The sequence below is a fragment of the Ruegeria sp. BB9 genome, assembly GCF_056539345.1.
The window spans coordinates 17,707-40,622 of sequence record NZ_JBQFUU010000002.1 but is presented as its reverse complement, the minus strand read 5'-3'; the positions used below and the strand labels follow the sequence as shown (position 1 = coordinate 40,622).

The following is a 22,916-nucleotide window of genomic DNA, read 5'->3' as shown; positions in this document are numbered from 1 at the left end:
CACACCCGTCCTCTGCGATTCCTGCCCTTACGCCCGCTCGACCTTGCAGGCGCATTTCTTGAAGTCCGTCTCTTTGGACAGCGGGCAGGTCGCATCCAGCGTCAGCTTGTTGGTAAGCTGGCCCTCGTCGAACCACGGCATGAACACGAGGCCACGCGGCACCTTGTTGCGCCCGCGGGTCTCGACCCGGCTGATCACCTCGCCGCGGCGCGTGGACAGCACGATCTCCTGCCCGCGGCGCACACCGCGTTCCTTGGCGTCCTCGGGGTGCATGAACACCACGGCGGCGGGGAAGGCGCGGTGAAGCTCGGGTACGCGGCGGGTCATCGACCCGGAATGCCAGTGCTCCAGCACCCGGCCGGTGCACAGCCACAGATCGAACTCTTCGTCCGGCTCCTCTGCTGCCGGTTCGTAGGGCGCAAAGATGATTTTGGCCTTGCCGTCTTTGTGACCATAGAATTTGACGCCGGCACCCTCAGGCACATAGGAATCGTAGCCCTCGCGGAAGCGATAGAGCGTCTCTTTCCCGTCCACGACCGGCCAGCGCAGCCCGCGAGCCTGATGATAGGTTTCGAAGGGCGCCAGATCGTGCCCGTGGCCGCGGCCAAAGCTGGCATATTCCTCGAACAGGCCCTTCTGGACGTAGAAGCCGAAATGCTCGGACTCATCGTTGTGGAACCCTTCGGCGGTTTCCGACAGCGGATACTGGTCGATCTTGCCGTTGGCAAACAGTACGTCGAACAGGGTCTTGCCGCGATGCTCGGGCATCTTGGCCAGCAGCTCTTCGTCCCAAACCTCCTCGACGGTGAAGCGTTTCGAGAACTCCATCAGCTGCCACAGGTCCGACTTGGCCTCGCCCGGGGCCTTGACCTGCTGACGCCAGAACTGGGTGCGGCGTTCGGCGTTGCCATAGGCGCCTTCTTTCTCGACCCACATGGCGGTGGGCAGGATCAGGTCGGCCGCAACGGCAGTCACCGTTGGGTACGGATCCGATACGACGATGAAGTTTTCTGGGTTGCGATAGCCGGGATAGCCTTCCTCGTTGATATTGGGCGCGGCCTGCATGTTGTTGTTGCACTGCACCCAATAGACGTTCAGGTCACCATCCTTCAGCTTGCGGTTCTGCAGAACCGCGTGGAAACCCGGCTTGGGCGGAATGGTGCCTGCGGGAATGTTCCACTTGGTCTCGGTGATCTTGCGGTGTTCATCATTGGTCACCACCATGTCGGCGGGCAGACGGTGCGCAAAAGTGCCAACCTCGCGCGCGGTGCCACAGGCCGAAGGCTGACCGGTCAGCGAGAACGGCGAGTTGCCCGGCTCGGAGATTTTGCCCACCAGCAGGTGCACGTTGTACATCAACGAGTTCACCCAGGACCCTCGTGTGTGCTGATTGAAGCCCATGGTCCACAGGCTCATGACCTTGCGGTTCGGGTCGGCATATTCCTTGGCCAGTTGCTCAAGCTGGTTCGCCGGCACGCCCGACAACTCGGAGACGTACTCCAGCGTGTAGTCGGCAACCGAGGCGGCGTATTCCTCGAACGAGATCGGCTCCAGCTTGCCCGAGTCCGGGTTCGCAGCGGCCTGTTGCAGCGGGTTGGTCTCGCGCAGGCCGTAACCGATGTCGGTAGCGGTCTTGGTGATGTTGACGTGGTTCTTGACGAACTCCTCGTTCACCGCGCCGGTCTGGATGATGTGGTTTGCGATGTAGTTCAGGATCGCCAGATCGGTCTGCGGCTTGAAGATGATACCGTTGTCGGCCAGCTCGAACGAGCGGTGCTCGAAGGTCGACAGCGCATGTACCTGCGCGCCCGGCTTGGTCAGGCGCGTGTCGGTCAGGCGCGACCACAGGATCGGGTGCATCTCGGCCATGTTCGAACCCCACAGCACGAACGTGTCGGCATGTTCGAGGTCGTCATAGCAGCCCATCGGTTCATCAATGCCGAAGGTACGCATGAAGCCCACCACGGCCGAGGCCATGCAGTGCCGCGCGTTCGGGTCGATGTTGTTCGTGCGGAACCCGGCCTTCATCAACTTGGCCGCAGCGTAGCCCTCCCACACGGTCCACTGTCCCGAGCCGAACATGCCCACGCTGGTCGGGCCTTTCTTGGCCAGCGCCTCTTTCCACTTCTCGGCCATCACGTCGAAGGCTTCGTCCCAGCTGACAGGTTCGAAGTCACCGTTCTTGTCATAGACGCCGTTAGATTTGCGCAGCAACGGGGTGGTCAGACGGTCCTTGCCGTACATGATCTTGGAGAGGAAATAGCCCTTGATGCAGTTCAGCCCCCGGTTCACCGGAGCGTCCGGGTCGCCTTGCGTGGCAACCACGCGGTCTTCCTTGGTGCCCACCAAAACCGAGCAGCCCGTGCCGCAGAACCGGCAAGGTGCCTTGTCCCAGCGGATGTCGGCATTGGCGACTTGGGCGGCAGCTTGGCCAGTCGCCAGCGGGATACCGGCCGCGGACGCTGTCGCTGCGGCGGCGGTTGCTTTCAGAAACGTACGGCGAGATTCGGAAATGGTCATGACAAGGGCCTCCGGCTGGAATCTTGGCTGGGAGTTTCAGGACGCGGACGGGTCTCCGCGAGATCTTCGAAATGGTGATATGTCAGGGTCAGTGAAACGACCCCGGGGATCTGGTGCAGGTCCATGATGATCTCGGACGCCAACCGTGTCGGCGTGTCCTCGACGACGACAACGAACCGGCTGTCGTCGGATTCGGCATGGATTTCGACCCCGTCGAACGCGGTCATCGCCGACCGTGCCGCTGAGGTCTGGTCCGGCGCGACATGCACGAGGCATCCACAGATATTCATTCACGCACCTCCACTGTGGCGGGCTGGTATCTCTCGAGGGAAACGGCACCGGTCGGGCATGCGGCCGAGCAGGCCCCGCAACCGACACATGATGCCAGGTCCAGGTTCACTTCGGCGCGGCCTCCGGTTTTCAGGCGGAATCGGATGGCCCCTTGATCGCAGCTGTCCTGGCACACCCGGCAACTGACTCCATTTGCCGAAAGGCAGGTGTCGGACACTTTCGCGCGCCACGGCCACTCGGCGAACCGGTCCAGGCTCAATGCGTCGGTCTTGCAGGCATCCGCGCAGCCTCCGCAAAAGGTGCAGCCACCCTGCTGCGGCTGAAACACCGGCAAGCCCGCGTCGTCCATCGCCAGGACATCCTCGGGGCAAACCGAGACACAGTCGCCGCATCGAGTGCAGAGATCGTGGAAGTTTTCGCGCGCCGCTCCTGGCGGCCGCTTCACGCTGTCGTCTTCGCGAGGCAGGCGTCCTGTCAGGAACGCGCGCCTGCTGGCTACTGCAGACATGTGCCGCCCACCTGTTCTAGAAACATTTGTGGTACTCCGTTCATGCTGCGTGGATAGCGGATACGAGTCAACTCTGACTTGATCTTGATCAGATTTGCTCATGGATTGAGCAAACGAATCCTTCCTGAAATCCAACTCTGGAAAGGCGCGGCACAAAGCTGATCCGAAAAACCGGAAACGGCGGATTGCGCAGTCATAATCGAATATTACTATAAAAAATGCAGACTCGACCCGGTGGTCTGTACTAGGCTGCCTGCGGGTGGATACTTCTGAGGGCACCAATGTCTGGCGACCTAAGGGAATGGCTGAGCGCCCTTGGGTTGTCCGATTACACCCAAGCGTTCGCGGAAAACAAAATCGACTTTGCAATTCTTCCTGAACTTACGGGCGAGGATTTGCGCGAGATCGGAGTGACTGCCGTCGGCGACCGTCGCCGGTTGCTGCGCGCGATATCCGAGCTGGACGTCCCGGAAACCGTCGGCGCGTTTGAACCCGAGGTTGAACTGGAACCGGCAAAACGTCAGGTCACGGTTCTGTTCGCGGACCTGACCGGCTTTACCAAATTGTCCAGCGAACACGACGCCGAAGACATGCACGCGCTGCTGAATGCATTCTTCGGCAAGGTCGACCGCGCCGTCGAGAAATTTGGAGGCCGGATCGACAAGCATATCGGAGACGCCGTCATGGCGGTGTTCGGGGCGCCGATCTCGCACACCAATGACACCGAACGGGCGGCCCGCGCCGCGCTGGAGATTCACGCCGCGCTGCCCACACTTGAGCCGCCCCTGTCGTGCCATATCGGCATCGCCTCGGGGCAGGTCATCGCCAGCACCACCGGAAGCGAGGCCCATACCGAATACACCGTGACCGGGGACGGCGTGAATCTAGCGTCCCGCCTGACCGACATTTCTGCGCCGGGTCAGACGCTGGTGTCGGATGACATCCAGCGCGCGCTTGGCCCACTGTTCGTCGGCGAGGCGATCGGCACCAAGGCAATCAAGGGCCTTAACAAGGAGGTCGGAATCTGGCGTCTGGACCGTCTGGCCCGGAACATTCGCACGCGGCGCCACAAATTCATCGGGCGGGAACGCGAGATGTCGCTGTTCTCGGCAACATTCGACCGGTGCCAGCGCCATGGAAAGGGTGAGGTTCACATCATTCTTGGCGAACCCGGTATCGGCAAGACCCACTTTTCGGAACAGGTGGCCGAGCTGGCCGCAAACCGGTCCTATTCGATCCACGGGGGCGTGGTGATGGATTTCGGCACACGCGAGGGACATTCGGCCATCCAGTCCATCGCCCGCAGCCTTCTGGGCCTCGACCCGACCGACAACTCCGATGCCAGCACCGCGGCCGCTCATGACGCGATCGACCGGGGGTGGATCAACCCCGCCAGTTCAGCCCATCTGAGCGCCCTGCTCGAACTTGAACAGGATCCCGGGCTGGCCGAAGTCTATGCCGCGATGGACAACGCCGCACGCATGCGGGGTCGGCGACAGGTCATCGACGAACTGCTGCAGGCCCGCAGCCGCGAGGCCCCCCTTCTGCTCCAGGTCGAGGACATCCATTGGGCGCCATCGGACATTCTGACCATGTGTTCTTACATGGCTGCCGCGACGCGGGACCTGCCTTGCGTTCTGATGATGACCAGCCGGGTCGAAGGTGACCCGATCGATCGGGAATGGCAGATGGGAACGGATGGTGCGCTGGTATCCAAGCTGGAGCTGTCGCCGATGGGTGACGAACAGGCGCGGAAACTGGTCGAGGAATTCACCGCCATCGACCCAGAGCTGTTGGAAACCTGCGTGCAACGTGCCGGAGGCAATCCGCTTTTTCTCGAGCAACTGCTGCGCAATATCGACGGCCTGACCCGCGACACCGTCCCCGGCAGCATCCAAGGCATCGTGCAATCCCGTCTGGACGGGTTGGATCGTCGTAGCAGAACGGCGATTCAGGCAGCATCGGTTCTGGGGCAACGGTTCTCTCCCGAAGTTCTGAATTATCTGCTGGGTGAAGGCCATCTGGACACGTCCGACCTGATCCGCTCGGCCCTGATCCGCGAGGCCGGGGCAGATCTGATGTTTGCGCATGCTCTGATCCGCGACGGATCCTATGCGACGCTGGTCAAGTCCGAGCGCGCCCGGCTGCACCGGCAAGCAGCAAGCTGGTACGAAGGCAAGGACGCCACATTGCGCGCCCAACACCTGGACCGTGCCGACGCCTCCAATGCAGCCGAAGCCTATCTGGAGGCCGCTGAAAACCTGATCCAGGCCTTCCAGTTTGACGAGGCCAGCCCGCTGATCGAACGCGCGCTCGAGCTTTCGGCTCCGCCGGGTATCCGGTTTGACCTGATGTGTGCCCGGGCGGAAACCCATCGCCTTCAGGGCCTGTCGGACAAGGCCCTGAGCGAGTTCAACGAAGCCGCCGCCCTGGCCGAGACTGACGCGCAGATCTGCCGCGTTCATATCGGTCTGGCACAGGCCGCGCGCCAGGCCAGCCTGTACCAGGATGCGCTGCACAGCCTCGACATCGCCGAGGCCGCCGCTGACCGTATCGGATCGGAACGGGATCTGGCCCAGATCAGCTATGTCCGCGGAAACATCTATTTCCCGCTGGGACGGGTCTCGGATGCTCTGCAAAGCAACGAAAAAGCGCTGACGCTGGCCCGCAAACTGGAATCCGTCCGGCTGGAGGTCGGCGCGCTCAGCGGCTTTGGCGATGCAAATTTCATGAATGCCGCAATGCGCACCGCCGCAGGGTTCTACACTCAGGCCGTCGAAAGAGCGCGAGACAAAGGATTGGTCCGGGACCTGGCCGCCAACCTTCACAATCTCAGTGTTGCCCGCAGTTACTCAGGTGACGTTGCGCAGGGCCGGGCCGATGCGCAGGAAGCCATCGAAATCTCGCAGAAGTACTTTGCATTCGTACCGGAATGTGTCGCGCAGACCTGCTTGGGCGTCGCGTGCACCTTTCAGGATGACATGGACGGCGCGCTGCAGGCCTTCATCCGATCCGCCGATATCGCCCAGCGCGTCGGTGCCAAGCGACTCGAGGCTCAGGCGCTGGAACACTTGGCGCGGGCGCAGGTTTATGCCGGGCAAAGGCACGAGGCTGAACAGGTGGGGCTCCGCGCCGTGGAAATCGCGTTGGAACATGGCCGCAACTTTGTCGGCCCCAAGGCACTGTCGGCATTGGCCTTGGCTTTGGACGATCCGGATGCCCAGGATGATTTGTTGGATCAGGGCGTCAGGATACTGAGTGAAGGCTGCGTTGGGCATAGCCACTTGCATTTCTACGCAGATGCCTGCGCAGTGATGCTGGCCCGCCAGGATTGGGACCGCGCGATCCGCTTTGCCGACGCCTTGTCCGAGTTCACCGCCCCAGAACCGCTGCCGATGGCCGATCTGTCCATCCGTCACACGCGCCTTCTGGCTGCGACCGGGCAACAGGGCCTCGCCCTGTCTGACCACGCCGAGTTTCCCGAACTTCGATCGCAGTTCGATGACCTGGGCGTGGTGCGGTCGCTGATGGGGCATCTGGATTTCCCGGTGGCCGGGATGGCCGGTCAACCGACGGCATGAACCGCATGACGATAGAACAACACGAAAAAACAGGGCGCGGAATGGCGGTAGAGAAAAAGGTCTGGGGCCTGTCAGGCCTCGTGTCGCTGATACTGACGGCCGTATTGTTCTACCTTTGGGCATCGCTGAACCATTTCGAGCAGGACCCGACCCAATTGCCGGATCAGGCCTCGGTCGATTCCTATCTGGAGTCGCTGGAGAACGCGCCGGATTATCGGGTCAGGACGGGAATATTCCTCAAATCCTTCAGTTTCGTCGATGCAAGCGATATCCACGTCACGGGCTATGTCTGGCAACACTATCAAACCGGCGTCCATGACGCGATCAAACCCGAACCCGGTCAGGCCGGGTTCCTTCTGCCCGAGTCCGTGGATGTCGGGAGCGGTCTTATCGAAGAAGCCTACCGGATGCCAGAACCCGGTGGCGAAGTGATTGGCTGGTACTTTGAGCAGACCCTGCGCCAGTCCTTCGACTACACCAGCTATCCTTTCGACCACAAAACCGTCTGGGTGCGGTTCTGGCCGGGCCGGTTTGACGTGAACGTCGCCTTGGTTCCCGACTTCGACGCCTATCCCGCGACTGGGCCAAAGGACATTTTCGGGATCGACAACCGCATCGTCATGGGCACCTGGGAACGCGAAAACACCTATTTTGACTACAAGCTGTCCGATTTGGACACGACGCTGGGCATCAACCAGAACGAGTTTCAGACCAGACTGCCCGAGCTGCACTACAACTTTGTCATAAAACGCAACTTTGCGAACGCCTTCGTGGTGCACATGATCCCATTGATCGTGGTCACGATGCTTCTGTTCGGCGCCGTAATGACGGTGACGCGGAAGCCAAACCTGGTCGAACGGCACGATTTCAGCACCTCAAGCGTGATCGGAACCTGCTCGGTCCTGTTCTTCGTGATCCTGCTGGCCCATGTGCAATTGCGCGAGGGTTTTGCCGGGTCACCGGTGATCTACATGGAGTCCTTCTTTTTCCTGATGTATTTCATGCTGCTTGTGGTGTCGGTGAACACCTATCTGTTCGTCTCCGAGTCCGCGCCGTCGCTGCGCTTGATCCACTATCGTGACAACCTGATTCCAAAGGCCGCGTTCTGGCCATTTGTCCTGAGCTGCATGATCGCGATCACCGCCTACAACCTCAGCCTCAAGTCACCTCCGTCAAGGGATGTACCCGAGGCCATCACGCATCAGGACGGCTAGCGGCCGCCTCATGCCCGGGCTTGAGCGTTCCGGTGGCCATGTCGATCGAGTATTCGTCGACCAACTCGGACGCACCGCTTTCCAGTTCGGCAAGGTATTTTTCCGGATTGGCGATCACGTAGACGTAGGCCGGTTTTTTCACCCCATCCATCAGGACATTGATCCGCTTGCGGACATAGACATTGTCAACCGCGCCCGGTCCGTGAAAGCCCTCGAGCTTGTCGAGTTCCTTCAACCCGCCCGAGGTGACCCGGTAGACCTCGCCCTTGATCGGACGGCCAGTACCCTTGCGATCCACCAGTGTGGCCATGCGGTGCAGGTAGGCACAGTTCGGGTTGTCGCAAAACGGCTCTTTCGGAACGATCAGGGGCATGGGCTGCCGAGTGACCGCCTGTCCAACGAAATCATCCAGAACGTCCGCATGAGCGTCGTGGTTGGGAAATCCTTTCTTGAGCGATCCGTAGGTGAAATAAAGGTAGGTCTTTTCGCGTTCATCGATCAGGTCGTCTTCGTCTTCAACCTCTTCCGGTTCTGACAGGGCGTGCGTGTTGGCCCATTCGTCCAGCATCACGCGGATCTCGTCCGACACCCTGATGCCCCTGGACCGCACCGGATCCTGCAGAAAGTGGATCAGAGGGCTTGCATCGATGCTATCCGCTGCCAGCAGGGTTTCGACCATCTCGGCCGAGTTGTTCATCACGGCGACATGCAGGCTGGTAAATCCGTGGTCATTGACCGCGTTCACGTTGATACCTCTTGCGATCAGCGCTTTGGCCGCCTCGATGTCCGGTTTTCCCAGATCTTGCCCGTTCTCGGTCAGCTCGCCCTCGCCCCCGGCCGCATAGTGCAGCAGCGTGTCGCCATTATGGTCATCGACAATGTCGATACCGGCGACCCCATCATCTATGGCCTGAAACACGGGCTCCCATTGGGCGAAGTCATCCGAAGCCGCAGCATCCTGCGCCCATTTGCAGATATTGTGTTCGTGGTTTTCCAGCTCTTCGAAGGCTTCTTCCAGCACCTCCATGATCTGGTCGGGCGTAGCCATCATGCCGATGCCCATCATCCCGTTCGACAAGCGCCCCTTGCGGGGACCCACAAGATCGATCCCCAGATCGCGCAGCTTTTCGACATTATTCTGGGTGGTGACGTTGTTCCACATGTTGGTGTTGCAAGCCGGGCAAAGGATCGCCGGCTTGTTGCGGTACTGCCAGGCCACGAAGACCGAGGTCAGCAGGTTGTCGGCAATGCCGTTGGCGATCTTGCCCATTGTGTTGCAGGTTACCGGCGCGACGATCACGCAATCGGCCCAGTCGCACAGCGCAAGATGCGAGGCGCGCAAGGGCATCCCGAACTCGGTATAGCGAAAGTTCCACTCGTCATCGTCGCGGTAGTAGTCGTTGTGGGTGATGTAGTCGTCGACCGTCTTGGTTTTCTTCCCGGTCCTTTTTGCCTTGCGGGCCTCGCTGGCCTTGTCGGTCCCAATATCGCGAAAGAACTTTTCGGCCGAAACCGAAGGGATCAGTTTCACATTGTGACCTGCCTCGGTGATCCGGGCGACCAACTGTGGCACCTTGTCCGCAGCCGACGAGCCGCAGGCGCACAACAGAACGTTCCGGCGACCGTTTGGCGGGGCTGTCAACCCGCCCTTGGGATACCCGAAGATGTTCTTGTCGAGGCTCGGCGACTCGTGGCGCAGCAAGATAGGCAGACCGGCTTTCTTCATGTCTTCCTGCAGGCTGCCGTCCAGGATCATGTCGACGATGTCGCTGCGCTTGCCCAGGCATTTCCCTTGGAAGAACAGGTAAGGCACCTTTTCCTTGCTGCTTTCGGCCACCAGTTGCCGGCGCATCTTCATGGCGTTGGCCCCGTGCCCGGCGACATCGACCAATTTCAGACCAGTCGCGCCGATATTGGCCAGAATGTTCTTCAGCATGTTCGACCACGGATCCTCATCCTCGTAGAACAGAACCAGCGGGTTTTCCCGGACGATCCGCGCCACGTCGCTGGGGTCTTCCGGAGGCTGAGTCTCTTCGATCACCAGCATGGCCGGGCTTTTCAGGTCGCGCAGCCCGCGAAAGATATGCCCGCGTGGCGCCTGCCAGACCTGCGATGTGGCCGGGCTCATATCTACGACCGTGACAAGATCGGCCTTCTCGTCATAGGCCACGCACAGGCACCAGAACTCTTCCAGCAGCGCCGTCTCGCGGAACACGTTTTCGGGCGGCCGGATCACCTCGAACCCCAACACGCGGTTGAAGTCGATGTTGATCATCAGGTGGCGCCCCTCATGTTCGTTCAGACTGCGCAGCTGATCCCGGAACCAGTCTTGCGGCGACCTTTTGTCCTTCCCGGGTCGTTTCGCATAGCTGCGGAAGGTGCTGCCAATATGCACCTCGGACGTTCCAGCCAGATACCGCTGGGCCATCTCGCTCATCTTCTTGGCGGTCGAAACCCGGCTCAGCGCCTCGGTGTACGAGGTCTGGGTCGCGATCAGCAGCTTGTCTTCGGTGACCTGGACATCGCCCAGTATCTGCAGGCTTTCCGCCAGAACGCCCAGGCTGTTCATGTTCGGGCTGGCCCTCCGGAACAGGTTGCGGCGCTTCTTGGGATCGCGGGCCAGATACCGGGTGCTGTCCACATAGTTGCAGTTCTGCCGGAAGGTCTGCAGCGTAGTCTTGACCGCTTCGCGTGCAGAGAACCGCAGCAGCCCGCGCGCCCGCATCGAGGTGCCGTCGCGGTCGGACATGGCCGCGTACAGGCGGTCGATCGTGGTGACCCAAAGCTTGCCGTATTTTTCGGGATGCACATCCATCATGTGCACCAGACCGGTGCTGGGGTTGCACTTGGCGATCACCGCGAAATGGCCGCCGGGCATGGTGGGCTTGCCATGCGCGACCCCAACCTGAAAATTCGCCACCAGAATGTCGTTGTCCCCACCCAGGCGATTGGATTCGTCAATCGCCTCAAGCAGCAGCGGCACCGAGGTCGTCGCCTCGTCCATGAAATAGGCCTGGACCTGCACCAGGTCGCGCAGACCTTGCGAATGGATATAGGTGCAGGCCACATCGAACAGTTCACCCAGCGAGATGCCGTCATTGACGACAAAGCTGGTGGGCAGTTCGCAGACCCGGAAGATGTCGTTCACCTCGCAGCTGAAGCCCAGCGCCGACATGCTCAGCGCGGCCGCGGTCACGCTGCAGCAGTTGATCGGCTGCTGGAAATTTTGAAGATGCACACTGACCAGATCGCCGAACAGCGTGGCGTAGCATTCGCGTCGAATTTCCGCGGGAATATCCAGCCACTCGTTACTGGCCAGAAAGGCAAGCCGAGTGCCGGGCAAGGCCACGGCCTGCAGGCTGACCGGTATGTCGCGGATCTCCAGATGCTCTTCGTAGAAATAGTCCCCGGTATCGGCGGTCGCCAGATCAACGTCATTCTGGCGCAGCTTCACGATGCCGTCCAAAACCACATACATCCCGCGCGGCGGTAGTACCGTGTCCTCAAGAACTTCGAACAGATCGAAATGCTGCCTGAGCCGCTCGGCGCTCTGCCGCACCTTTTCGCCGGGCAAGACGGCGAATATCTTCTCCCAATCGGCAGATGTGGCTTCAATCGGTTTTGAATTGGAAATCGTTTGTGTGGTCACGGCCAGTTCCTCCCCCAAAAAGTCAGTGGCGCAATGGTTTCGTATTTCGTGGTCACTTTCCTGAAATCAGCATTTGCACTTTGCAGTCTCCCCCGCCGGACAAACGGCAGACCGCCCGACGCGTGGCGCCATTCAATGCTGACTCCACCCCTCAATTTGCACAGGCAATACGAGCGATACCTGCATTCTTAGTACAGATTTGTAGAAAAATCACTGGGATTGTGGGGTTTACCCGGCTTCGCAGCTTGATGCGCCGCTGCGGCAAAGCGGCCTTGATTGATCGGGTGATAGACGCCAACGTGCAAGCAACCCGCCAGACCCGCGGCCGGTTCAAAGCAACGGAGCCCCCAATGTCAAAACATGGATATGAATCCGGCCGCCTGAATCTGCCATTCGTCGGCATCGCCACATTCGGTAAGAAGCCATATGTGCAGGATTGGGACCGGATCGATGCCGATGTCGCCATCCTGGGCGCCCCGTTCGACTTCGGCTGCCAATACCGGTCCGGAGCCCGGTTCGGCCCGCGTGCGGTGCGCGAGGCATCGACTCTGTTCAGCTTTGGTCATGCAGGTGCTTATGATCACGAGGACGATGCCACCTATTTGGGCGAAGAGGTGCGCATCGTCGATCTGGGGGATGCAGACATCATCCACACCAAAACCGAAGCCAGCCACGCGAATATCGAATACGGGGTGCGCAAGATCCTTGAGGCCGGCGCTCTGCCCGTGACGATCGGTGGTGACCATTCCGTCAACATTCCTTGCATCAACGCCTTTGATCAAGACTGCGCCCGAAACGGTCCCATTCACGTGGTCCAGATCGACGCACACCTGGATTTCGTGGACGAGCGTCATGGCGTTACGGCGGGCCATGGAAACCCGATGCGGCGGGCGATCGAAAAGGACTATGTCTCGGGTATGACCCAACTGGGCATCCGCAATGTCTCATCGACCGCGAAAGAAGGTTACGAGGATGCACGCGCGCGCGGCTCCGACATCTTGTCGGTACGGCAGGTCCGCAACCTGGGAACCCAGGGGGTATTGGACCGCATCCCCTCGGGCGTCCGATACTACGTGACCATCGACATTGACGCGTTTTGCCCATCCATTGCACCGGGCACCGGAACACCAAGCCACGGCGGTTTTTTGTACTACGACGTTCTGGAAATCCTGCAGGGCCTTGCCCGGAAAGGGCAGGTCGCCGGCATCGACCTCGTCGAAGTTGCCCCGGCCTATGACCCGACCGAAAGCACGCAGATCCTTGCCGCGCAGCTGTTGCTGAACTTCATCGGCTTCATCTTTCACCACAAGGAATGAAAGAAACCCCGGTCACATCAACTCGGAGAGATCAACCAACGGGGTCTCTCGTGTGACCGCGACGGCGTGACTACCACCCGGGGACTGAACCCGCACGTCCACGCGTTCAGCCTGCGAAAACCGGTCGAAGTAATCAAATCTCATTTCACCAAGCGCCTGAAGGTTGCTGCACCTGATCGTGTATTCGGCCTGAAATTCGGGCCGGTGATCGTCAGACCCCAAGGCCGACCCGGCTTCACCGCCCACCAGCGCCACGTTCGCCGTGGACGCGGCACAACCCGCCTCGGCCGTGACCGCGAACAGGGTCATGGGCTGTGACAGGTCCGAAATGGCGACCGCGACCTTCGCCTTTTCCTCTGCGCTCGAAGCGGGAAGATCAAAGTCAACGATTTCTGACGCGGGAACAGACAGAGACAGCGTGTACCCCGAAGCCAAAAACGCGATCTCCAGTGCTGCGGGCTTTGGCGCCCCTTCCTGCTGCGCGTCCAACGCAAGGGGAAACACGCAAAGGGCAAACGCCAGGGATCTCATCACGCAACCACCACCAACTCAAGAATCACACCATCATTTTATCTGCGCGCCATCGGCAGGCAACGGCGCGCAACCCCGTCTGACCCCGCCGGAAATGGCTAGACAGATCCGGAGAACCCATCCAGCCAATCCGCATTTGGCCAAAACAGCGGCGTGTTTCCCAATTTATTCCCGACTTAAAGACTCGGGTTGACATAACTTACAATTTCACTCAGTTAATATTCATCTCTGCACCCGCACCGGGTGCTCTTGCCCATTTTTTTCGACAGGAAGGCCTGAACTTCATGACCCGCGTATTTTCGACGACCAGCCTGGCAGCCTTGCTGATGGCAACAGCGGCAGCCGCCGGCGACGCCCCTGCCAAGGTCGACATCCTGGACACCTATGCTGACATTGCCGAAGCAAAATATGACGACAGTTTGCGTGCTGCCCGCAGGTTGCAGGCCGCCGTTGCCGCACTGGTTGAACAGCCTTCTGCTGAAAACCTGACCGCCGCACGCCAGGCCTGGATTGCGGCGCGCGTTCCCTACCAACAGACCGAGGTCTATCGCTTCGGCAATCCCATCGTCGACGAATGGGAAGGCAAGGTGAACGCGTGGCCTCTGGACGAGGGTCTGATCGACTATGTGGATGCGGCCTATGGCGGCGCGACGGACGAAAACGAGCTTGCGGTTCTGAACGTGATTGCCTCGCCCAGCTTTGAGCTGTCTGGCCAGCCGGTCGACGCGACCGAGATCACGCCCGAACTGTTGTCAGAAACACTACACGAGGCCGACGGGATCGAGGCCAATGTGGCAACTGGCTATCACGCCATCGAGTTCCTGCTGTGGGGCCAGGATCTGAACGGTCACGGCGAGGGCGCCGGCAACCGTCCTTGGACGGACTATGCGCAGGACGAGTCCTGCACCGGCGGCAACTGCGATCGCCGGGCCCAGTATCTGGTGGCGGCGACCGACCTGCTGGTCTCGGATCTGGAGTGGATGGCCGCCCAATGGCAGGACGACGGTGCCGCACGCGCGGCCCTGACCGACGACGCCGACTCGGGCATCAGTGCAATTCTGACAGGCATGGGATCCCTGTCCTATGGCGAACAGGCCGGTGAGCGCATGCGTCTTGGACTGATGCTGAACGACCCGGAAGAAGAGCATGACTGTTTCTCGGACAACACGCACAACAGCCACTATTATGACGGTTTGGGGATTCAGAACGTCTATCTGGGTCGGTATGTCCGGATTGACGGCACTCCGGTTTCGGGTCCGTCCCTGTCGGATCTGGTTGCAGCCTCGGACCCGGCTCTGGACACCGAGATGAAGACCAAGCTGGCCACCACAATGTACGCGCTCGGCCAGATCAAAACCGCAGCCGAGGCCGGATTTGCATACGATCAGATGCTCGAGCGCGGGAACGTCGGTGGCGAAACGCTGATCATGGGCGGCGTCGAAGGTCTGATCGATCAGACCAAGACGATCGAACGCATCGTGTCCGTGCTGGGCTTGGGCAATGTCGCATTCGAAGGGTCCGACAGCCTCGACAACCCCGACGCCGTTTTCCACTGATGAACCAAAGCGGCCGGGCGTGGCGACTGCTTGCGCCCGGCCCTGCGACAAGCTGTGTCTGGACCCGAAGCAAATACCCTACTATTTGACTAGGAATTAAAAAGAGCCGAGTCGCCATGATCGTCTGCCACTGCACCAACATCACGGATCACGACATCCGCGCGGCAATCGACTGGATGCGCGCGGCAGATCCTCAAACCATCATCACGCCGGGCAAGATTTACCATGCTTTGGGAAAATCGGCGGATTGTGGCGGGTGTATGCCGCTGTTTCTGGACACGATGCGCGCAACCGATAACCTCGAAGTACCCATGCAACTCCGCGCCCTGCGCGTGGATGCTACACAGGAGAGTGCAGATGAAGGGCGACCCCAAAGTCATCGAATACCTAAACAAGTCCCTGCGGCATGAATTGACCGCAGTCAGCCAGTACTGGCTGCATTACCGCCTGCAGGAGGACTGGGGCCTGGGCCACATGGCCAAGAAAAGCCGCGAGGAAAGCATCGAAGAGATGCAGCACGCGGACAAGCTGATCGAGAGGATCATCTTCCTGGGCGGCCACCCCAACTTGCAAAAGCTCGACCCGCTGCGCATCGGCCAGACGCCCAAGGAAACCCTGGAATGCGACCTGGCGGCCGAGATCGACGCCCGGGCCCTGTACAAGGAAGCGCGCGAATACTGCCAACAGGCCGGCGACTTCGTGTCGATGGCGCTGTTCGAACAACTGATGGCCGATGAAGAAGGCCATATCGATTTCCTCGAAACCCAGCTCGATCTGTACGAAAGACTCGGCGAAGCAAATTATGCGCAACTCAATGCATCGAAAATGGACGAGGCCGAATAGGTCTGGTTTTCTGGCGGTGGCCGTCCTTGCGGCCACCCCTTCCCTGTCGCAGGATCTGCGGGACAGTCATTTGAACCCCCTCCCCCGAACCGACGCTGAACGGGCACGGATTGCCACAGTCACCGCAGCGCCGTCGGATTTCACACAGCCCCAGCGCTATGAGGACCTGCCGGCAGGCGCCGCAACGGTGCGCGCCCGGACCGATGCGGATGCATTCTCGCAACCCTCGGCCAACCTGAGCTTTGAGCAGGAACTGGGTTTCAAAGTCGGCAACGGGCTGTTCAAGAAGGTCTGGGTGTCGTCCCCGTCCTCGACCCTGGCCTCGGATGGGTTGGGGCCGCTGTTCAACGCGCGGTCGTGTCAGCGCTGTCACATCAAGGACGGGCGTGGCCACACCCCTGCCGGGCCGGAGGACAACGCCATTTCGATGTTCCTGCGCGTTTCCATCCCCGGGACGCCCGCGGACGCGCCGGAAGGGATCGAGGGGTATCTCGCCACCCTGCCCGAACCCAGCTATGGCGGCCAGATGCAGGATTTCGCCCTACCCGGCCACAAGGCCGAATACCGGCTGGACATCACCTACGAGGAAATACCAGTGGAGCTGTCCGATGGCGAAACCGTGTCGCTGCGCAAGCCTACCTACAGGGCGGCGGATCTGGGCTATGGGCCATTGCACCCCGACGCGATGCTCAGCCCGCGCGTGGCGCCGCAGATGATCGGTCTGGGTCTGCTCGAGGCGATCCCGGCCGAGGACATCCTGGCCAAGGCCGACCCCGACGATGCCGATGGAGACGGGATCTCGGGGCGGCCCAACATCGTGTGGTCGACGGAATTCGGCGAACCCATGCTGGGCCGGTTCGGGCTGAAGGCGGGCATGCCGACGATCATGGAGCAGTCGGCCGCGGCCTTCTCCGGAGATATCGGCATTTCCAGCCCGCTTTACCCCGCGCCTTTTGGCGATTGCACCCCGGCGCAGGCCGATTGCCAGGCCGCCTCGCATGGTGACGGCGACGAACGCGGCTTCGAGATCGACCAGCAGGGCATGGATTTGGTGGCCTTCTACAGCCGCAACCTGGGCGTTCCCGCCCGGCGCGATGTGAATGACCCGCAGGTTCTGCGCGGGAAAGAGGTGTTCCACACCATTGGCTGCGCGTCCTGTCACTCGCCCGCTTTCGTCACCCACCGCCTGCCCGACCGGCCCGAGCACAGTTTCCAGCTGATCTGGCCCTACAGTGACCTGCTGCTGCACGACATGGGCGAAGGACTGGCCGACAACCGCCCCGAGGCCCGCGCAACGGGCCGAGAATGGCGCACCGCTCCACTATGGGGCATCGGCCTGACACGACGCGTTTCGGGCCACACCCAGTTCCTGCATGACGGCCGCGCGCGCTCGCTGCTCGAAGCGGTCCTGTGGCACGGGGGCGAGGCCCAGGCCGCGCGCGATGCGGTTGTTTCCATGCCAAAACCAGATCGGGACGCCCTGATCGAATTTCTTGAAAGCCTATGACCGATGCGCCTTGTCCCCCTGATCATCGCCGTTCTGGTTCCCCTGGCTGTTGCCGCTCAAGATCGGGCGACAGTTCCTGAGGACGTTACGCAGAACCACATCCTTCCAAGATTTGAAGAGCTTTCCGACAGATCGGCAGAACTCTCCGAGGTTGCGCAACAGGACTGTTCTTCGGACTCCGAAAACCTCCGCGCTGCATTCCATTCGGCGTTCGATGCATGGATTTCTGCCAGCCATTTGCGATTTGGTCCGTCCGAAGTCGATGATCGCGCTTTTGCCCTTGCCTTCTGGCCGGACACCAAGGGCTTTACGCCCAAGGCTCTGGCCGGAATGATCTCGGCTCAGGATTCTGCGGTCACCGATGCAGTTGCGTTTGCCGAAACATCGATCGCGGGGCGCGGCTTTTTTGCACTGGAACTCATGTTGTACGACCCCGAATTTTCCAGGCGGGGAGATGCAGCATATCACTGCGACCTGATCCGTGCGATTGCGTCCGACATTCACCGAAATGCCGCCGCGATCGCTGCCGACTGGGCAGATTATGCAGTGAACTTGAACCAGCCCGGTACCGGCAGCGTTTACCGATCGGAAGACGAAACCCTGCAGGAGCTCTACAAGGCCCTTGTCACCGGGCTCGAATTCACAGCCGATACGCGCCTGGGCCGCCCGATGGGCAGTTTCGACCGCCCCCGCCCCAACCGGGCCGAGGCCCGGCGGTCGCTGCGGTCGCTGCGGCATGTGGAACTGTCGCTGGTGGCGCTGCGCGATCTGGCGGCGCGGCTGGCGGCCGACCACCCGCAGATTGCCGCCTCGCTGGATGATGCCTTTGCCCGCAGCATCGCCCGGGCGCAGGCGCTGGACGATCCCGCGCTGGCTGGCGTGTCCGAGCCACAGGGGCGGCTGCGGATCGAGGCCCTGCAGCAATCGATCAACGACATCCGCGGCCTTGCCGCCGCGCAGTTGGGTCCGACCTTGGGTATCAGTGCAGGCTTCAATTCGCTGGACGGAGACTGACCGATGACCAGCCGCCGAAGATTCCTGACCGGTTTGGCAGCGGCGACTCTTGCCCCCCTGCCGGGCTGGGCTGCGGTCGGTTCGCCCGATTTCCTGTCAGCTGCGCTGTTCGACGATGGGTCGTACCGCCTGGTCGGATTGACCATTTCAGGGGAGGTTCGGTTCTCGATCCCCCTGCCCGGCCGCGGGCACGCCGCCGCCGCCCATCCCCATCTGGCGCGGGCCGTTGCATTTGCGCGCCGTCCGGGGCGGTTTGCGCTGGTGATCGATTGCGCGACCGGGGACCAGCTTGCCCAGCTCGAGGCGCCAGACGGGCGTCACTTCTACGGCCACGGCGCGTTTTCGCCCGACGGCCGCCGGTTGTTCACCACCGAAAACGACTATGAGGCAGGCACCGGTGTCATCGGCGTCTGGGACGCTGCCAAGGGCTATGCCCGGATGGGCGAGTTTTCTTCAGCGGGGGTCGGCCCCCATGATGTGGTGTTGATGCCCGACGGCAAATCTCTGGCCATCGCCAACGGCGGCATCGAAACCCATCCGGACACAGGCCGCACCAAGCTGAACCTGCCGACCATGCGCCCGAACCTGACCTATGTCAGCCTCGACGGATCGGTTCTGGAGCAGGTCGAACTGCCTGCGGCGCTGCACAAGAATTCGATCCGGCATCTGGCCGTTCGCGCGGATGGCCTGCTGGCCTTTGCGATGCAGTGGCAGGGCGACCTGTCCCACGACCCGGCGCTGCTGGGGCTGCATCGGCGAGGTGGCCGTTACCACCTGCTGTCCGCACCGGAAGACATACAGGCGACGCTGGCCGGCTATGCAGGCAGTGTCGCCTTTTCCGCCGAGGGGCGGCAGGTCGCCATCACCTGCCCACGCGGCAACGCGCTGCACGTCTTTGATGCCGAGGCAGCCCGTTTTGAACGCGCCCATTCGCTCAGCGACGTGTGCGGGTTGGGCCCCGGGCCATCCGGCTTTGTCTTTACCGCCGGGCATGGCGATGTGGGGCATTTGGTCGGGCCAAACCCGGCGATATCGCCCCATCCTCGGGTCCGTTGGGACAACCATCTGGTTCCCATTCGCCCTGCGATCTGAATTGGGCTAACCTCCGATACAGATTACACTTGGAAGAATCGAACGGCTGCCGTATTGGCGGGCGAAATTTCCACGCCTGCAACGCAAGGACTGACTTGATTGAAACAGACGCCCGTCGCACCGCATTCCATCTACGGAGTTGAAAAATGGGGCAAGGGCCTCATCGAGGTGACGGAGGACGGCGAGATCGGTCTGCGCAATCCCATGGCACCCGATGCGGCGGCCATCAGCCTGCCTGGCATTCTGCACGACCTTGATCAGCGCGGGATCAAGGCGCCGATAATCCTGCGCATCAGCTCGTATCTGGAGCACGAGATCGCGCATATCAACGAAAGCTTCCGCGATGCGATTGCGCGCACCGGCTACAAGGGGTCCTATCGCGGCGTGTTCCCGATCAAGGTGAACCAGCAGGCGCAGGTCGTCGACCGGATCGTCGAGTTCGGCAAGCAATACAATTACGGGCTCGAGGCCGGTTCGAAACCCGAACTGGTGATCGCCCTGGCGCACCGTCTGGCCCCGGAGGCGCTGATCGTGTGCAACGGAGTCAAGGACGCAGAGTTCATCGAGTTGGCCATTCTCAGCCGCAAGATCGGGTTCAACACGGTCATCGTGTTGGAGAGCCCGAAAGAGGCCGACACGGTCATCGAGGTCTACGAACGGCTGGGCATCGAGCCGCTGCTTGGCGTGCGGGTGAAACTGACCAACCAGATCAGCGGCAAATGGCAGGAAAGCTCGGGGGATCGGTCGACCTTTGGCATGAACACCGATCAGCTGGTCGCGGTCGTCGACAAGCTGCGCGATGCGGGCCTGCTGCATTGCCTGAAGCTGCAGCATTCGCATCTGGGCAGCCAGGTGCCCGACGTGAACGACGTGCGCCGCGCCGTGGGTGAGGCCTGCCGTTATTACACCGAGCTGACCCGCGAAGGCGTGCCGCTGACGCACCTGGATCTGGGCGGCGGCATGGGCGTCGACTACACGGGCGAGAAGAAGGCGACCGAGAACTCGATCAACTACACGGTCGAGGAATACTGCGCCAATGTGGTGGAGACCGTGGCCTATGCCATGGACGAGGCCGAGGTGGACCACCCCACGCTGGTGACCGAGAGCGGCCGCGCCGTGGTGGCGACCTCGTCGATGCTGGTGTTCAACGTGCTGGAAAGCACGCTCTATGACGCGCCCGATGGCCCCGAGGTGGAACCCGACGATCACCACATGGTGTCCGATCTGGCGGCGGTGAACGGTTATCTCAGCCACGACCGGCTGCAGGAATGCTGGAACGACGCCACCTTCTATCGCAACGAGCTGCGCGCCCTGTTCCGCCGTGGCTATGTCGACCTGCGCCAGATGGCCCGGGCCGAGCGCATCTACCTGTCGCTTATGGCGCGGATCAAGGCACTGGCGGCCTCGGACGAGGTCGAAACCGATGTGGACGACCAGTTGGAGAAGCTGGCCGACATCTATCACTGCAACTTCTCGCTGTTCCAGTCGCTGCCCGATGTCTGGGCGATCGACCAGTTGCACCCGATCGTGCCGCTGCAGATGCTGGACCAGGCCCCCGACCGCCGCGCGGTGCTGTCCGACATCACCTGCGACAGCGACGGCAAGATCGACCGGTTCATCCTGGCCGACGGCGTCTCGCCCAGCCTGCCCGTGCATTCCCTGCCGGAAGATCGCGATTACTACATGGGTGTCTTCTTCGTCGGCGCCTATCAGGAAACACTTGGCGATCTGCACAACCTGTTCGGCGACACGAACGTGGTCACGATTGACCTGCGCGCCGACGGCGGGTTCGACCTGCTGCACGAACAAGAGGGTGATACGATCAGCGAAGTCCTGTCCTATGTCGAGTTCGACCCCAGCGACTGCATCGCTGCCTTCCGCAAGATGGTGGACGAGGCGATCTCGACCGGCACGCTTCAGGCCAAAGACCGCAAAACCCTGATGAGCGCTTACCGCGACAGCATCAACGGCTATACCTACTACGAATAACCCCGGCGAAAGGAGAATTTTCCATGGGCAAGACACTGGTTGTTGGCGCAGGTGGCGTCAGCCACGCCGCCGTGCACAAGATGGCGATGAATTCCGACATCTTCACCGAGATCACGCTGGCCAGCCGCACCAAGGCGAAATGCGACGCCATCGCCAAATCGGTCAAGGAACGCACCGGCGTCGACATCAAGACGGCCGAGCTTGACGCCTACAACGTCGCCGACACCGTCAAGCTGATCAAGGACACCGAGGCCGAGCTTCTAGTGAACCTGGCCCTGCCCTATCAGGACCTGGTTCTGATGGACGCCTGCCTCGAGGCCGGGTGCCACTACCTCGACACCGCAAACTACGAGCCCGAGGACGAGGCCAAGTTCGAATACCATTGGCAATGGGCCTATCAGGACAAGTTCAAGCAGGCCGGCCTGACCGCGATCCTCGGCTCGGGCTTTGATCCGGGCGTTACATCCGTCTTCGCCAAATGGCTCAAGAAACACAAGCTGGACACGATCCGCCAGATCGACGTTCTGGACGCCAATGGCGGCCAGAACGATCAGGAATTCGCCACCAACTTCAACCCCGAGATCAACCTGCGCGAGGTTCTGGCCGACGCCCGCCACTGGGAAGGCGGCGAGTGGAAGGTGACACCGGCCATGACCCACAAGGTCGAGTTCGACTTCCCCGGTATCGGCCCGAAGAACATGTACCTGATGTATCACGAGGAACTGGAGTCGCTGTCGACCCACTTCCCCGAGATCGAGCGCGCCCGGTTCTGGATGACCTTCGGTGACGCCTACATCACCCATGCCAAGGTGCTGCAGAATGTCGGCATGACCCGGATCGACCCGGTGGTGCACAACGGCGTCGAGATCATCCCGATCCAGTTCCTGAAAACCCTGCTGCCCGATCCCGGCGATCTGGGCGCCGAAACCAAGGGCAAGGCCTGCATCGGCGACATCGCCACCGGTCAGGCCAAGGACGGCTCGGGCGAAAAGACCTATTACATCTACAACATCTGCGACCACGAGGAATGCTACCGCGAGGTCGGCAGCCAGGCCGTCAGCTACACCACCGGCGTCCCCGCCATGATCGGCGCGGCACAGATACTGAAAGGCAACTGGCGCGAGCCGGGCGTGTGGAACATGGAACAGCTCGACCCGGATGACTTCATGGACATGCTGAACAAGCACGGCCTGCCTTGGCAGGTCCACGAACTCGACGGCCCGGTCGAGTTCTGAACCCGCGGGGCGGTCCTCGCGACCGCCCTGCTTCATCTGGCCCAAAATATCCCGGGGGGTCGCCATTGGT

At 61.3% G+C, this 22,916-nt stretch carries 16 protein-coding genes; 11 read left to right on the top strand and 5 right to left on the bottom strand.

From position 1 onward, the window contains the following. Nucleotides 1-27 precede the first annotated feature (27 nt). From napA to napF, 3 genes are read right to left on the bottom strand one after another with little or no spacing between them, the layout of a single operon-like run. Nucleotides 28-2,520 carry a nitrate reductase catalytic subunit NapA gene (gene napA, locus ACR0FC_RS07610; protein WP_170339551.1) on the bottom strand — a complete coding sequence of 831 codons (2,493 nt, stop codon included), beginning with the start codon at nucleotides 2,518-2,520 and terminating at the stop codon, nucleotides 28-30. Then, entirely contained in the window at nucleotides 2,517-2,810 is a 294-nt protein-coding gene (locus ACR0FC_RS07605) for a chaperone NapD (protein ID WP_093964450.1), read from the bottom strand. The genes napA and ACR0FC_RS07605 overlap by 4 nt, the downstream gene beginning before the upstream one ends. Continuing rightward, complete coding sequence (gene napF / locus ACR0FC_RS07600; RefSeq protein WP_170339549.1) at nucleotides 2,807-3,319, bottom strand: ferredoxin-type protein NapF; 513 nt, start codon at nucleotides 3,317-3,319, stop codon at nucleotides 2,807-2,809. Before napF ends, ACR0FC_RS07605 begins: the two co-directional genes overlap by 4 nt. Before the next feature lie 281 nt (nucleotides 3,320-3,600). Here napF and ACR0FC_RS07595 point away from each other — a divergent pair, with 281 nt between their 5' ends. Both ACR0FC_RS07595 and ACR0FC_RS07590 read left to right on the top strand, forming a co-directional pair. After that, nucleotides 3,601-6,900 carry an adenylate/guanylate cyclase domain-containing protein gene (locus tag ACR0FC_RS07595; protein WP_170339547.1) on the top strand — a complete coding sequence of 1,100 codons (3,300 nt, stop codon included), beginning with the start codon at nucleotides 3,601-3,603 and terminating at the stop codon, nucleotides 6,898-6,900. 41 nt (nucleotides 6,901-6,941) lie between these two features. Beyond that, on the top strand, nucleotides 6,942-8,114 hold the full coding sequence (locus ACR0FC_RS07590; RefSeq protein WP_170339545.1) for a hypothetical protein: 1,173 nt from the start codon (nucleotides 6,942-6,944) through the stop codon (nucleotides 8,112-8,114). Here ACR0FC_RS07590 and ACR0FC_RS07585 read toward each other — a convergent pair. Beyond that, nucleotides 8,095-11,763 carry a flavoprotein gene (locus ACR0FC_RS07585; protein ID WP_170339543.1) on the bottom strand — a complete coding sequence of 1,223 codons (3,669 nt, stop codon included), beginning with the start codon at nucleotides 11,761-11,763 and terminating at the stop codon, nucleotides 8,095-8,097. The genes ACR0FC_RS07590 and ACR0FC_RS07585 overlap by 20 nt on opposite strands. 350 nt (nucleotides 11,764-12,113) lie before the next feature. On the opposite strand from ACR0FC_RS07585, the gene speB reads away from it, so the two are divergent. Continuing rightward, the gene (gene speB / locus ACR0FC_RS07580) at nucleotides 12,114-13,079 is read left to right on the top strand and encodes an agmatinase (protein ID WP_170339534.1); all 966 of its coding nucleotides are present in this window, start codon (nucleotides 12,114-12,116) and stop codon (nucleotides 13,077-13,079) included. Between the two features lie 12 nt (nucleotides 13,080-13,091). On the opposite strand, the gene ACR0FC_RS07575 is transcribed toward speB, so the two are convergent. Continuing rightward, nucleotides 13,092-13,610: a ZrgA family zinc uptake protein gene (locus ACR0FC_RS07575; protein ID WP_170339533.1), complete on the bottom strand. Its 519-nt coding sequence runs from the start codon at nucleotides 13,608-13,610 to the stop codon at nucleotides 13,092-13,094. Between the two features lie 284 nt (nucleotides 13,611-13,894). Between ACR0FC_RS07575 and ACR0FC_RS07570 the strand changes: the two genes are divergently transcribed. The 8 genes from ACR0FC_RS07570 to ACR0FC_RS07535 all read left to right on the top strand — a co-directional run bounded on the left by ACR0FC_RS07570 (nucleotide 13,895) and on the right by ACR0FC_RS07535 (nucleotide 22,846). Further along, on the top strand, nucleotides 13,895-15,166 hold the full coding sequence (locus ACR0FC_RS07570; RefSeq protein ID WP_170339532.1) for an imelysin family protein: 1,272 nt from the start codon (nucleotides 13,895-13,897) through the stop codon (nucleotides 15,164-15,166). 116 nt (nucleotides 15,167-15,282) lie between these two features. Continuing rightward, complete coding sequence (locus ACR0FC_RS07565; RefSeq protein WP_093964444.1) at nucleotides 15,283-15,576, top strand: (2Fe-2S)-binding protein; 294 nt, start codon at nucleotides 15,283-15,285, stop codon at nucleotides 15,574-15,576. Beyond that, a complete protein-coding gene (gene bfr, locus ACR0FC_RS07560; protein WP_149776400.1) occupies nucleotides 15,524-16,009 on the top strand; it encodes a bacterioferritin in 486 nt (161 codons plus the stop codon). Before ACR0FC_RS07565 ends, bfr begins: the two co-directional genes overlap by 53 nt. Continuing rightward, nucleotides 15,969-17,516, top strand: coding sequence for a di-heme oxidoreductase family protein (locus tag ACR0FC_RS07555; RefSeq protein ID WP_437342517.1), 1,548 nt, complete (start codon nucleotides 15,969-15,971; stop codon nucleotides 17,514-17,516). Before bfr ends, ACR0FC_RS07555 begins: the two co-directional genes overlap by 41 nt. A 3-nt stretch (nucleotides 17,517-17,519) precedes the next feature. After that, on the top strand, nucleotides 17,520-18,530 hold the full coding sequence (locus tag ACR0FC_RS07550) for an imelysin family protein (RefSeq protein ID WP_170339530.1): 1,011 nt from the start codon (nucleotides 17,520-17,522) through the stop codon (nucleotides 18,528-18,530). A 3-nt stretch (nucleotides 18,531-18,533) separates the two neighbouring features. Beyond that, nucleotides 18,534-19,622, top strand: coding sequence for a DUF1513 domain-containing protein (locus ACR0FC_RS07545; RefSeq protein WP_170339525.1), 1,089 nt, complete (start codon nucleotides 18,534-18,536; stop codon nucleotides 19,620-19,622). Between the two features lie 99 nt (nucleotides 19,623-19,721). Further along, entirely contained in the window at nucleotides 19,722-21,611 is a 1,890-nt protein-coding gene (speA, locus tag ACR0FC_RS07540) for a biosynthetic arginine decarboxylase (protein WP_170339524.1), read from the top strand. A 23-nt stretch (nucleotides 21,612-21,634) separates the two neighbouring features. Then, entirely contained in the window at nucleotides 21,635-22,846 is a 1,212-nt protein-coding gene (locus ACR0FC_RS07535; RefSeq protein ID WP_170339522.1) for a saccharopine dehydrogenase family protein, read from the top strand. The last annotated feature ends 70 nt before the right edge of the window (nucleotides 22,847-22,916 follow it).